General features: G+C 68.0%; 8 protein-coding genes. 3 read left to right on the top strand and 5 right to left on the bottom strand.

Annotated elements, in window-relative coordinates; all coding sequences use genetic code 11:
- The first annotated feature begins 191 nt into the window (after window positions 1-191).
- The 3 genes from ACIRPU_RS10205 to ACIRPU_RS10195 all read left to right on the top strand — a co-directional run bounded on the left by ACIRPU_RS10205 (window position 192) and on the right by ACIRPU_RS10195 (window position 6,818).
- Entirely contained in the window at window positions 192-3,995 is a 3,804-nt protein-coding gene (locus ACIRPU_RS10205) for a GH92 family glycosyl hydrolase (protein WP_403865071.1), read from the top strand.
- Window positions 3,996-4,104: 109 nt separating this feature from the next.
- Window positions 4,105-4,629, top strand: coding sequence for a hypothetical protein (locus ACIRPU_RS10200; protein ID WP_403864301.1), 525 nt, complete (start codon window positions 4,105-4,107; stop codon window positions 4,627-4,629).
- 26 nt (window positions 4,630-4,655) lie between these two features.
- Window positions 4,656-6,818, top strand: coding sequence for an alpha-glucuronidase (locus ACIRPU_RS10195; RefSeq protein WP_403864298.1), 2,163 nt, complete (start codon window positions 4,656-4,658; stop codon window positions 6,816-6,818).
- Here ACIRPU_RS10195 and ACIRPU_RS10190 read toward each other — a convergent pair.
- From ACIRPU_RS10190 to ACIRPU_RS10170, 5 genes are all read right to left on the bottom strand, one after another.
- Window positions 6,812-8,857, bottom strand: coding sequence for a beta-galactosidase (locus tag ACIRPU_RS10190; RefSeq protein ID WP_403864295.1), 2,046 nt, complete (start codon window positions 8,855-8,857; stop codon window positions 6,812-6,814). The genes ACIRPU_RS10195 and ACIRPU_RS10190 overlap by 7 nt on opposite strands.
- Window positions 8,854-9,540 (bottom strand): hypothetical protein, encoded by a 687-nt coding sequence (locus tag ACIRPU_RS10185; protein WP_403864293.1) that lies wholly within the window; start codon window positions 9,538-9,540, stop codon window positions 8,854-8,856. The genes ACIRPU_RS10190 and ACIRPU_RS10185 overlap by 4 nt, the downstream gene beginning before the upstream one ends.
- A gap of 250 nt (window positions 9,541-9,790) precedes the next feature.
- On the bottom strand, window positions 9,791-11,275 hold the full coding sequence (locus ACIRPU_RS10180) for a xylan 1,4-beta-xylosidase (RefSeq protein ID WP_403865068.1): 1,485 nt from the start codon (window positions 11,273-11,275) through the stop codon (window positions 9,791-9,793).
- A 20-nt stretch (window positions 11,276-11,295) separates the two neighbouring features.
- The gene (locus ACIRPU_RS10175; RefSeq protein ID WP_403864290.1) at window positions 11,296-12,951 is read right to left on the bottom strand and encodes an extracellular solute-binding protein; all 1,656 of its coding nucleotides are present in this window, start codon (window positions 12,949-12,951) and stop codon (window positions 11,296-11,298) included.
- 33 nt (window positions 12,952-12,984) lie between these two features.
- Window positions 12,985-13,857, bottom strand: coding sequence for a carbohydrate ABC transporter permease (locus ACIRPU_RS10170; RefSeq protein ID WP_384113780.1), 873 nt, complete (start codon window positions 13,855-13,857; stop codon window positions 12,985-12,987).
- Window positions 13,858-13,860 lie beyond the last annotated feature (3 nt).

The following is a 13,860-nucleotide window of genomic DNA, read 5'->3' as shown; positions in this document are numbered from 1 at the left end:
GAAAATTGCATGACATGAGCCTCGCCTGGCGCAATCAACATCCTTGACATCACTGTCCACTTGGCCACCTACTGATTCCTGCGCAACCACGAGGACAACGTTGTCCGGGGCGTTGTCCGGCGCGGGGAGGGTGCTCACGCATGCAGCGGTTGGGACGGTTGCGGGCGGTCGTGATCACGGCTGCTCTGGTCATGGCGGTCGGCGCACAGGGGACGGCGGTCGCACTGCCTTCCCCGGTGCCGATACCGGGCCGGGGGTTCGCCTCCTCCTTCGAGGCGGGTGAGCACGCCCCCGACTGGCAGAGCACCGTCGACACCACGCCCGGAGGCGCCAAGCGGGCCTCGGGGGTGGACGGCGGCTACGGCGGCGGGCTGCCCGGCGATGTGACCGAGCGGGTCACGGACGTCCGGGCGAGCGCGGAGAACACGGGCGCCGGCGAGGTGAAGGAGAACCTCGTCGACGGCGAGGCGAGCACCAAGTGGCTGGCGTTCGCGTCCACCGGGTGGGTCGAGTTCGACCTCGACGAGCCCGCGCGGGTAAACGCTTACGCACTCACCTCGGCCAATGACTCCGCCGAGCGCGACCCCGCCGACTGGACCCTCTCGGGCTCGGCGGACGGCACCGCCTGGACCTCCCTCGACACCCGCTCCGGGGAATCCTTCGCCGAGCGGTTCCAGACCCGTACGTACACCCTCGCGGCGCCGGCCGAGTATCGGCACTTCCGACTGGAGGTCACCCGCAACCACGGCGCCGGGATCCTCCAGCTCGCCGACGTGCGGTTCGGCACGGGCGCCAGCGACGGGCCGGTCCCGCCGGACATGCTCACCGTCGTCGACCGGGGCCCGAGCGGCTCACCGACCGCGAAGTCGGGCGCCGGGTTCAGCGGGCGACGGGCGCTGCGATACGCGGGTCGACACACCGCTTCCGGCCGGGGGTACTCGTACAACAAGGTTTTCGACGTGAATGTCCGGGTCGGCTCACGCACGCAGCTGGCGTACCGGATCTTCCCCGGGATGGCGGACGGCGACCGCGACTACGACGCGACACATGTTTCCGTGGACCTGGCTTTCACGGACGGCACGTATCTGAGCGGGCTCGGCGCGAACGACCAGTACGGCTTCCCCCTGTCGCCTCGTGGGCAGGGCGCCGCGAAGGTGCTGTACGTCAACCAGTGGAACGACGTGGTGTCGGGGATCGGAACCGTGGCGGCCGGGAAGACGGTCGACCGAATCCTCATCGCCTACGACTCCCCCGGCGGACCGGCCCGGTTCAGGGGCTGGGTGGACGACATCGCGCTGCGCACCGTTGCCCCCGAGACGGCGAAGGCACATCTGTCGGACTACGCGGTGACCACCCGCGGCACCAACTCCAGCGGAGGCTTCTCGCGCGGAAACACGTTTCCCGCCACGGCCGTGCCGCACGGCTTCAACTTCTGGACGCCGGTGACCAACGCGTCCTCACTCGGTTGGCTGTACGACTACGCGCGGGCCAACAACGCGGACAACCTGCCCACGATCCAGGCGTTCAGCGCGAGTCACGAGCCGAGTCCGTGGATGGGCGACCGGCAGACCTTCCAGCTGATGCCGTCGGCCGCGGCCGGCGTCCCGGACACCGGGCGCACGGCCCGGGCCCTGGCCTTCCGGCACGCGAACGAGACCGCCCGCCCGTACTACTACGGAGTCCGTTTCGAAAACGGTCTCACCGCGGAGATGGCACCGACCGACCATGCGGCCGCCCTGCGCTTCACCTACCCGGGCTCGGACGCGAGCGTCGTCTTCGACAACGTGACCGACCAGGCGGGATTGACCCTGGACAAGGAAGCCGGCGTCGTAACCGGTTACTCGGACGTGAAGTCGGGACTGTCCACGGGAGCGACCCGGCTCTTCGTGTACGGCGAGTTCGACGCCCCGGTGACGGACGGTACGTCGAGCGGCGTAAAGGGTTACCTGCGTTTCGACGCGGGCGCCGACCGCACGGTCACCCTGCGCCTGGCGACCTCCCTCATCAGCGTCGACCAGGCCCGCGACAACCTCCGCCAGGAGATCCCGCAGGACACCGATTTCGACACGGTCAAGCAGCGGGCCCAGCAGCAATGGGACAAGCTCCTCGGCACGGTGGAGGTCGAGGGCGCGAGCCAGGACCAGCTCACGACGCTGTACTCCAGCCTGTACCGGCTCTACCTGTACCCCAACTCCGGTTTCGAGAAGGTCGGTTCGACGTACCAGTACGCGTCGCCCTTCTCACCGATGCCGGGCCCGGACACCCCGACGCACACCGGTGCGAAGATCGTGGACGGCAAGGTGTACGTCAACAACGGTTTCTGGGACACCTACCGGACGACCTGGCCCGCCTATGCCCTTCTGACACCCACTCAGGCCGGCCAGCTGACCGACGGCTTCGTCCAGCAGTACAAGGACGGCGGCTGGACCTCTCGCTGGTCCTCGCCCGGGTACGCCGACCTGATGACCGGCACCTCGTCCGACGTCGCCTTCGCGGACGCGTTCGTCAAGGGAGTCGGCTTCGACGCCAAGGCGGCGTACGAGGCGGCTCTGAAGAACGCGACGGTCGTGCCCCCGGCGTCAGGGGTGGGCCGCAAGGGCATGTCCACCTCGCCCTTCCTCGGCTATACGAGCACGACGACGCACGAAGGCCTGTCCTGGGCACTGGAGGGCTACCTCAACGACTACGGCATCGCCCGCATGGGCCAAGCCCTGTACCGGAAGACCGGCGAGAAGCGGTACCAGGAGGAATCCGACTACTTCCTCAACCGCGCACAGGGTTATGCCCACCTCTTCGACCCGAAGGCGGGGTTCTTCCAGGGCAAGGACGAGAAGGGCGACTGGCGGGTGGCGTCGGAGGCCTACGACCCGCGGGTGTGGGGTTACGACTACACCGAGACCAACGGCTGGGGCTACGCCTTCACCGCCCCGCAGGACAGCCGGGGCCTGGCGAACCTGTACGGCGGCCGCGACGGTCTGGCGAAGAAGCTCGACACCTACTTCGCCACCCCGGAAACCGCTTCCCCGGAGTTTGCGGGTTCGTACGGTTCCGTCATCCACGAGATGACGGAGGCGCGGGACGTGCGGATGGGCATGTACGGGCACTCCAACCAGGTCGCCCACCACACGATCTACATGTACGACGCGGCCGGGCAGCCCTGGAAGGCGCAGGCGAAGGCCCGCGAGGTGCTCGCACGGCTCTACACCGGCAGCTCGATCGGGCAGGGGTACCACGGCGACGAGGACAACGGCGAGCAGTCGGCCTGGTACCTGTTCTCCGCGCTCGGCTTCTACCCGTTGGTGATGGGAAGCGGCGAATACGCCGTCGGCTCACCGTTGTTCACCAAGGCGACCGTGCACCTGGAGAACGGCAAGGACCTGGTGGTCAAGGCTCCGAAGAACAGCGCCAAGAACGTGTACGTACAGGGCCTGAAGGTCAACGGCCGTGCCTGGACGTCGACTTCGTTGCCCCATACGCTCCTTGCCAAGGGTGGGGTCCTGGAGTTCGACATGGGACCGCGGCCCTCTTCATGGGGTTCCGGAAAGAACGCGGGTCCGGTCTCGATCACTCAGGACGACAAGACGCCGGCGCCGCGCACGGACGTGCTGAAGGGCGCGGGCGCGCTGTTCGACGACACGTCGGCAACACAGGAAACGGTGTCGAGCCCACTCGCCCTGCCGATCACGGCCGCCACCAGAGCAGTGCAGTACACCCTCACCTCGGCCGACCACACACAGGCACCGACGAGTTGGGCACTCCAGGGTTCCGCCGACGGGCTGACGTGGACCGACCTGGACCGGCGCTCCGGCCAGACCTTCCCGTGGGACCGGCAGACACGCGCCTTCACACTCCAACAGCCGGGCACGTACGCGCACTACCGGCTCGTCCTCGACGGCGACGCGGGAGGGGCGGGCACCGGGGGCGCTACGGGCAACGCGACCCCCGGAGCCCAAGCAGCCCAAGTCAGCCTCGCGGAGGTCGAGTTGTTGTCCTGATCCGGTAACCAACAGCGATGGCCTGCTGTACCTGCTGTCACCCGTGTTCCAGAATGACCAGGCCGCCCGCGGACACCGGGCGGTCCGTCATGGAGGGGGAGAACGGCACATGAACATCATCGGACGGTTCACGGGACTGCTCGCGGGTGCGGCACTGGGAGCGGGAGCCCTGTTCGCGACAGCGGCTCCGGCACAGGCGTACAGCCCCAACCCGGTGTTCCACGCCTACTACTACGACACCGACAACTGCCCCTGCAGCGGCGGTGACCTCACCGACCCGTTCGACAACACGTACTTCGCGAACGACGCCGGCGGCCTCGCCGTGAAGATGGAGCTGACCAACTCGGGGGCATTCGTCGGCAAGGTGGAATTCCACCCCAACGACGAGAAGCTGTGGGTGTACGACACCGCCAACGACGGTGACACGTACTACGTCAAGGTCAGCTACACGTCCGGCGGCACGACCCACGACCTGGGCACCTTCAGCCCGCCCGGGACCACGGCGGTGCTGGACTACCAGGTTCAGGACTTCGACCTGCCCGAAGGCGCTTTCGTCGACATTTCCGTCTACGACGACGCAGCGCTCACCGACCTCATCGGCGCCGCCCGCGGCACCGGATCGGCCATCGCCTAGGCAAGCCCGCAACACTCGGAGGGACCATGCCGCTCACCGTGCCCGTCCTGCCCGAGGGGATCGACCCCGCCTGGCTGCCACTTGAGGCGTTCCGGCCGGTCGGCAGCCGACGAACACTGATCGACGGTTCGGGCCCGCTGGTGGACACGGTGCACGGTGAACTGGCGCACGCGTGTGCGCAGTTCGGCGGCGAGGTGATCATACGGGGCAGATCGGATGTGTCGTCCTCGTACGACCTCGTGCTGAGGGTGGCTGATGTCGGTGACTCCGGTGACTCCGGTGACTCCAGTGACTCCGGTCCGGGTCTCGGCGTTGTCGGGGGCCATGGCGGCCTCGACGGTCTCGGTGGTGCCGGCGGCACCGGTGGCGCCGGTGGCCCGGGTGCTGTCGGTGGCCCGAGTGCTTTCGGTGGCCGGGGTGATGGCGGCGAACTCGGTGCGGATGGGTTCGTCGTCGAGCGGACCCACGGGATCACCGCCGTCACCGCAGGGGGTCAACCCGGCCTCCTGTACGGCCTGTTCCATGTCGTAAGGCTCGGTGAGGACGCCTTCAGGGACACGCGAACGCGTGAGGCACACCGCCCGGCGACGGCGCTGCGGATGCTGGACCACTGGGACAACGTGGCCGTGCATCCGGTGATGGGCCAGGTGGAACGCGGTTACGCGGGCGGCTCCCTCTTCTGGCGGGACGGGATAGCACGTGGCGAGTGGGAGCGTGTCCGGTCGTACGCCAGGCTTCTCGCGGCCTGCGGGATCAACGCCGTCTCGGTCAACAACGTCAACGTGCATGAGACCGAGGCGCACCTCCTCACTGACTGGATCGGCGAAGTCGCCGACATCGCCGCGGCGTTGCGCCCGTACGGGATCCGCACACATCTGTCCGTGAACTTCGCCGCGCCGGTCGTGCTCGGCGGACTGTCCACCGCCGACCCGCTGGACGAGGCGGTGCGCGACTGGTGGGCTGGGGCCGTGCGGGGGGTGTATTCGGCAATCCCGGACTTCGGTGGGTTCGTGGTGAAGGCCGACTCGGAGGGTCAGCCGGGGCCGTTCACGTACGGCCGCTCGCACGCGGACGGCGCGAACATGCTGGCCGAGGCTCTCGCTCCGCACGGCGGCACCGTTCACTGGCGGGCGTTCGTGTACAACCACCGCCAGGACTGGCGGGACCGTTCGACGGACCGGGCGCGGGCCGCGTACGACCATTTCGCCCCGTTGGACGGCAAGTTCGCCGACAACGCCGTGCTGCAGGTGAAACACGGACCGATGGACTTCCAGGTGCGCGAGCCGGTCTCACCGGTGCTGGGAGCCCTGCCTCGCACACGGCTCGCTGTGGAGGTGCAGGCAACTCAGGAGTACACCGGGCAGCAACGGCATGCGTGCTGGCTCGGACCTATGTGGAGCGAGGTGCTGCGCTTCCGGCCGGAAGGTGAACAGCGCCCGCGCGTAGCGGAGTTGGCGGGGGGCGGGTTGGTGGCGGTCGCCAACGTCGGTGACGACCCGTTCTGGACCGGGCATCCGCTGGCACAGGCGAACCTCTACACCTTCGGCCGGCTCGCCTGGCACCCGGATGCCGACCCGCATCGGATCCTGGACGAGTGGATCGCGCTCACCTTCCCGTGCGCCTCCGAGCGGCTGGCCGCCGGGCTGCGGGCGGTGCTGCACGGCTCCTGGCGGACGTACGAGAAGTACACCGCGCCGCTCGGCGTCGGCTTCATGGTGCAGCCGGGCCACCACTATGGGCCAAGTGTCGACGGCTACGAATACAGCCCCTGGGGGACCTACCACTTCGCCGACCGGGACGGGATCGGCGTCGACCGCAGCGCGGCCACCGGCACGGGGTACGCGGCGCAGTACGCCAAGCCCTGGGCCGAGCTGTACGAGTCGGCCGCGTCGTGCCCCGACGAGCTTCTGCTGTTCTTCCACCACGTGCCGTACGGGCATGTGCTGAGGAGCGGGAAAACGGTTGTGCAACACATCTACGACACGCACTTCGAGGGCGTGGAGGAGGCTGAGGAGGCCCGCCGGGTGTGGGCGGGCCTCGCGGACCTGGCGGAACCGGCGTGGCACGCGCGCGTGGCGGAACGGTACGACGAACAGGTGCGCGGCGCACGCGAGTGGCGGGACCAGGTGAACAGCTACTTCCTGCGGAAGTCCGGCATCCCGGACGGCCGGGGACGCACGATCTACTGAAGCCGAAGGACGGCCACACCCAGCGGGTCCAGGGCGAGCACCTCGCCCTGCTCGAGCCGTTTGCCGGTGAGGAGGTCGGTCGCGGCGGTGTGGGCAGGCATTCGGACGGGCTCAGACGCGTGGTTGAGGAGGAAGAGGAGACGGGTTCCGTCGGGCGCGACGCGGGTGGCGGTCTCGACGGTGGGATGGTCGGCGTAGGGGCCGATCAGGTCATGGCGGGCGAGGACCTGGCGGACGACGTGGTCGACGCCGGGCTGGTCGAGGGCGGTCGCCACGTACCAGGCCTGACCCGCGCCGAAGAGGTTGCGGGTCACGGCCGGGGTGCCGGCGTAGAAGTCGGCTCCGTAGGTGGCGACCGGTTCGGCGCCCCGGAGCTGCACGATCTCGAAGACGAGGCGGGCCTGTGCCATCACCTTGCCCATGCGTACCGGCTGTTCGACGCCATCCGGCCGGGCGTCCCATTCGTCGACCCGAATGCCCATGAGGGGAGCGAGCGGGCCGGGGACATCGGCGAGGAAGGCACGGTCGTGTTCGTCGGAGCGGGCCGTGAGGAAGGTGGCGAGGACGGTGCCGCCTCGTCGGGCCACCGTCTCCAGGCGTTTCGCCAGATCGTCCTTGACGAGATGGAGCACGGGGGTGAGGACCACGTCGTACGGCGTGAGCTCGGCGGTCGCCGCCACGACATCGACGTCGGCTCCCGCCTCGCGGGCGGCTCGGTAGTAAGCGTGTACGACGTCCTGGTAACGGATCAGTCGTGAGGGGCCGTCGGAGATCTCCAGCGCCCACCAGCTGTCCCAGTCGAAGAGAAGTGCGGTGCGGGCCGGGGTCCGGGCGCCCAGGGTGGCCGCTCCGAGCTCGCCCAGTTCCCGGCCGAGGGCGGCGACTTCGCGGAACACGCGGGTGTCGTCACGGCCCGCGTGACCGATGACCGCACCGTGGTACTTCTCGCAGGCGCCGCGTGAGGCGCGCATCTGGAAGTAGAGGGCGGCGTCCGCCCCGTGGGCGATGGCCTGCCAGGTCGCAAGGCGGAGTTCGCCCGGGCGGCGCAAAGGGTTGACGTCACGGCAGGCCGTGGTGGACGGGGTCTGCTCCATCAGCCAGAAGGGAGCACCGTCCTTGAGGCCGCGCATCAGGTCGTGGGCCAGGGCGGGGCGGGTGGGCGGAGCGTCGAGGGGCGGGTAGTTGTCCCAGGAGGCGAAGTCGAGGTGGGGCGCCCAACGGTGGTAGTCGAGCGGACGGTAGGCGCCCATGAGGTTGGTGGTGACAGGCGTGTCGGGGTCGTGGGCGCGGATGGCCTCCTTCTCGCCGGTGAAGCAGCCGAGCAGGGCATCGGTCATGAAGCGCTGGTAGTCGAGGGTGACGCCCTGGAAGGCGGTGTGGTCGGGGCCGCGCCAGTGCTCGGTGAGGGCGCTGGGCGGCTCGATCTGGTCCCAGTCGGTGTAGCGGTGTGACCAGAACGTCGTCCACCAGGCGTCGTTGAGGGCGTCGAGTGTGCCGTGCCGTTCACGCAGCCAGTGCCGGAAGGCTGCGGCACACAGGTCGCAGTAACAGGCCCCGCCGTATTCGTTGTTGATGTGCCAGGCCAGCAATGCCGGGTGTTCGGCGTACCGTTCCGCGAGGCGACCGGCCAGAGCCGTGGCCAGTCGACGGTAGTCGGGTGCACTGGGACAGAAGTTGTGCCGTTGGCCGTATCGGTGCCGGCGGCCTTCGAAGTCGGTGCGGTTGACCTCGGGATACTTCTTCGCGAGCCAGGGCGGGAGGGCGGCGGTGCCGGTGGCGAGGCAGACCTGCCGCCCCTCGGCCGCGGCCCGGTCGAGGATGCCGTCGAGGATCGTGAAGTCGTAAACGCTTTCGTCAGGTTGAGTGAGCGACCAGATGAAGACGCCCACGGTGAGGGTGTCGATACCGGCCTGGGTGAACAGGCGGTGGTCCTCGTCCCAGACGTCCTGCGGCCACTGCTCGGGGTTGTAGTCGCCGCCGTACGGGATGCCGTTCGTGTGCGGGAGACGGCCGTCGTTTCCGCTGTCGGGCACGGTCATACGGTGAAGTCCTCCTGAGTCTCGACGATCACCGGGCCGCTCGACCCCAGCAGGGAGAGCAGCAGCGGTGCGGCCAACAGCGCGGGCAGGACTTCCGTGAGCAGGGCGGTGAGACCGCCCCCGAGGGCGAGCAGGGAGGCCGCGGCGAGGGTGGCGCGGCCCCTCCGGAGCAGGAAGTACGCGGCGAGGCGAGCGGTGTCACGGGCGCGGAACGTGAACAGCGAGGTGAGGACGAGCGCGTGGGCGCCCCACAGGAGCGAGGCCACGCCGATCACTCCGAGGAGCACCGCCCACCAGCCGGGCAGACCGGTGGCGGCGAAGTGGGTGAGGGTGAACGCGATCACGGTGAGCCAGGCCAGCAGGGGTGCCCAGAGTTTCAGCGCGGGGAAGGCGTTGAGACGCCAGCCTCGCAGGTAGACGCGGGCCGGGTGGAGGTCGGTGAGGTCGCGGCTGCGGTGGCGCAGGGCGTACAGGGCGGCGGAGGCGGCCGGGCCGAGTGGCAGCAGACAGCCGGCGGCGAGGGGCAAATTCGCCGGGTCGGGACCCAGGAAGAGCAGGCCGATCAGACCGGGGGCAGCAGTCACGAGCAGAAGGGCCTCGACGGTGAGGAGGGTGTGCAGGAGGGCGGCGGCGCGGGACAGGGGTCCGGTGCCGAACCCGCCTGCGGTGCTCGCGGTGCTCATGAGGAGGTTTTCCTTGCCGTCGGCGGGCTGCGGCGGGGGGAACCGGTTCCGAAAGCATTCAGGCTGCGGCCCGGGCGCCCCTGCCGCGGGGTGGTCGGCCGCGGGGTGGTCGGCCGCGGGGTGGTCGGCCGCGGGGTGGTCGGCCGCGGGGCGGGAAACCGGTGTCGAAAGCGCTCACGCAGCCGCTCATGAGGTCTCTCCGCCGGGTGACCGGCGAAGGAGGAAAGCGGTGTCGAAGCACTTACCGGGTTCATGCCGCCGTCCCGCCGAGCAGCCGCCGTTCGTCCCACCAGGGAGGGGTCTCGTCGGTGACCGGGGTGAGTTCGACGAGGGTGATCTCGTGGCGGGCCAGGGTGAGGTCCAGCTCGGCGCGCCCCTCCCGGGCGGGCAGCCGTCGGTGACTGCGGGCGGGTTCGGCGGCATCGTGCAGGACGTCCAGCTGCCCGGGCTTCGGCGAGCGCGGACTGCCCATGTGCCGCCAGGCGGTGTAGGCGTTTCCGTGCTCGTCGTCGACGGTGGACCGGCGGACGAAGACCTCGCGCGCCATGACCGGGAGCGACAGTCGCAGCACGTGCCGGTCGGGGCCGTGGGTTTCGCCGGTCGGGTCGACGGGCGCCCAGGCCAGGACCGTGATCCGGCCGTCGGGGTGGCGGGTGACCAGGTGGTCGTCGCCGCGGGCGAGCAGGTCGGGGCCCATCCGCGCCATGAAGGCGTACAGGTGGTAGGTCGGTTTCCTGATCTGTCGGTGGGTGAGCAACCCGAACCCGCCGTGGAAGAGGGCCGTGGGGACACCGGTTTCCTCGAACATGTCGCTGAACGTCCAGTACGAGAAGGAGTCGGCGAGGTCGCCGCCGTGCGCGAGGACCGGGGCCAGGTATGCGGCATGGAAAGCGGTGTCGTGGATCGGGTTGTCGGGACGATAGGAGGAGTTGAACTCCGTGATGTGTACCAGTAGTCCTGCCAGCCGGGTGCCCTTGAGGAGTGCACGGGGTGTGCCGAACTGGTCGAGCAGGCCGGACGCCGGGGCCAGGGTCTGGTGAACGCCGAACGGCACGTGCTGCGCGGGGCCGGAGGTGTACGCGTGCTTCGACACGAAGTCGACGGGCACGTCCCGATGCTCCGCGAATTCGGCGAACCGCTCCAGCCAGTCGTCGGCGCCCGGGGAGATCGCCGGGCCCCCGACCTGAAGGCCGGCGTCCACCTCCTTCACCGTGTGCGCGGTGACCTCGTACAGGCGGTGATACGCCTTTTCGTCCGCGTCCTGCCAGAAGTCGGGCAGGTTCGGTTCGTTCCACACCTCGATCGGCCAGGTGCGCACCTCGTCGAGGCCGTAGCGGTCGACGAGGTGGACGAGGGTGGAGCGCACCAGGTCGGCCCACTCACGGTGTGAGCGGGGCGGGGTGACATTGCCCCGCCACCAGAAGACGGTCCGGTTTCCGGAGGCCAGCTCCGCGGGCATGAAGCCGAGCTCGAGAAAGGGGCGGATGCCGGCCGCCAGGTACGCGTCGACGACCTGGTCGACGTAGGTGAAGGAGTGGTGGACATGGCGGACCCCCTCATGGTCGTACGGGCGGTACGTGCCCATGCCGTCACTGAGCAGGCCATGGCCGCGGATGTGTCGGAAACCGATTTCGCGCTGGATGAGGGCGAGGGAGTCCTGGTAGTCACGCCGCAGGGCGAGTTCGACCCGGCCGGTGCCCACACAGAATCGCCAGGCGTCGGAGAGCCGGCCCATCGGCTCGGCGGAAACAGTGCTCACCCGTTCTCCTTCTTGAAGCGTTCACGTGCCTTGTTGTGCAGGCCGACGAGCTGATCCATGTTCTTGGCCTTCAACTCGGTGACGTAGTCGTCCCATTCGGAGAGCGGGCGCTTACCCATGACGAACTTGAGCGTGTTCTGGGTGACGTGGTCCCTCAGGGGCGTGTCCCAGAGCGATGCCTGCTCCTGCTCCACGGACTGCAACGGGTGGGCCGGGTCTATCGGCAGTTGCTCGCGTTGGGCCATCGCGTCCTGGTACTTCTTCTCGTCCGGGCCGAAGGAGGAGGAGACCAGCGCCCAGCTGCCGCCGTAGGTGAAGACGCCGTTGAAGAAGCCGTAGTCCTTCTGCAGGTCCTTCGGGGCGTCCGGATCCGAGCCCATGAGGGTGATGCCGGGCTCCAGCTCGTACTGGTCGCCGGAGCGGGTGTAGGTGACGCCCTGGACACCCCATTTGGCGAACCGTTCGCCCTCGTCCGAGTACCACAGCCAGTCGACGAACTGCATCATCGCGACGAAGGTGTCGCTCTTGAGCGCCTTGGTGGAGACCATGACACCGTTTTCCAACCGAACGCCGCCCATCACCACCGGACCGGCCGGGCCGAGCGGTACGGGCACCATCTCTATCTTCGCTCCGCTGACCTGTTTCTCCAGGTTGTAGCGGTAGTTCTGGACCAGCTCCTGCGGGTTGGCGCTGATCGCGAAGGACTTCTCGCCCAGCAGCTTCTGCACCGCGTCGTCATCTGTCTGGGTGAAGCTCTCCGGGTCCATCAGCTTCTCGGCGACGAGCCTTCTCAGGTACTCGACCATCTGGCGGTAGCCGTCCGTGGCGCCGGTGAAGACGAACTCCCCGGCCTTCGTGTCGAAGCTGATGTTGTCGTAGGTCCACCCCGCCTTCACCCCGTACGCCTGGCCGAGGTAGCTGAGCAACGCCGCTGCCGGGAAAGGTGTGTTGGTGCTCCAGCGATCGGTGAGGGGGTAGCGATCGGGATATTCGGCCTTGATCGCCTTGAAGACGTCGTACACCTCGTCCCAGGTGGTGGGCAGGCTCAGGCCGAGCTTGTCGAGGACGTCCGTGCGCAAGGACAGCGAGTAGCCGGACTTGGCCTTCTCGTGCAGGCCGGGGAGAAGGTAGTACTTGCCGTCGGACTGCCTGATGGAATCCAGCTCCGGTTCCAGCTTCCATTTTCTGACCTTTTCCTGGAAGTTGGGCATCAGGTGCACATACTCGCTGACCGGGAGGATCGCACCCGACGAGACGAAGGCGACCTCCGACGGGTGGTACGTCTTGGGAATCAGGAACGGGGCGTCGCCCGCGCCGATGAGGACACTGCGCTTCTTCTCGTAATCGCTCAGTGGCACGGCAACGGGTTTCAGCGTGATACCGGTGCGCTTGGTCAGTTCCGCCCAGAAGAGCCAGCTGTCCTTCAACGGGTACACCGGGTTGTTGTTGTGCAGGATCGAGAAGGAAAGCGGCTTCGACGCCTTGAACTGCTGGCCCGCGCGGTACTCCTTCATCGCGCCGTTCTGTTTCTTGGAGAGGTCCTTGGAATCCTCTCCGTCGTCGCCGCTGCCGCACCCGGTGAGCGTGGCGAGGCCGATGAAGCCCGCGGCGGTGAGGATCTGACGTCGGGACAGCTGACCGGCGTTCTTCACGGATACTCCCTTGTTCCGTAAGAGGGACGGTTCTCAGCCCTTGACCGCGCCGAGCATCACGCCCGAGACGAAATAGCGCTGGACGAACGGGTAGACACAGAGGATCGGCAACGACGTCAGCACGATCGTGACCGCCTGGATATTGGCCCCCACTTGACTGAGCTGCTCCGTACCGGCGCCAGCGTTGCCTCCCGTGGTGGCGCCGGAGATGAGGTTGCGCAGATAGACCGTGGCCGGCATGAGCTCGGTCCGGTCCATGTAGAGGTACGCGGAGAACCAGGAATTCCAGAAGGACACGGAGTAGAAGAGCAGCATCGTCGCGATGACCGCCTTGGACAGCGGCAGCACGACCCTGAGCAGAATGCCGTAGGTGCTCAGGCCGTCGATCGCCGCGGCCTCCTCCAGCTCGGTCGGCAGGCTCTCGAAGAAGGCTTTCATGACCAGCAGGTTGAAGACGCTGATCGCGTTGGGCAGCGCGATCGCCCAGACGGAGTTCTTCAGACCGAGGCTGGTGACCAGGACGTAGTTCGGGATGAGACCGCCGGTGAAGAACATGGTGAACACGGCGACTCCGACGAGAACGCCCCGCCCTTTGAGGTTCCTCTTCGACAGGACGTAGGCGTAACAGGTCGTCAGAACCATGGCGACGACGGTGGACACAACCGTGTACAGCACGGTGTTTCCGTAGTTGCGCCAGAACATCGAGTCCTGGAAAACGATTCTGTAGGTGGTGAGATTGAACCCCTCGGGCCACAGGGTCACCTCACCGGCGCGAATCTGGCGTTCCCCGCTGAAGGACCGGGCGATGATGTTGACGAAGGGGTAGAGGGTCACCAGCACGACAACGGTGAGGATCACACCGTTCACGCCCTGGAAGACGCGGTAACCACGTGTCGGCTGGTTCACGGA

The sequence above is a fragment of the Streptomyces sp. NPDC102259 genome (assembly GCF_044766465.1).
Lineage (GTDB): Bacteria > Actinomycetota > Actinomycetes > Streptomycetales > Streptomycetaceae > Streptomyces.
The sequence above is the reverse complement of the archived record's forward strand: the minus strand, read 5'-3'. Positions and strand labels throughout refer to the sequence as shown.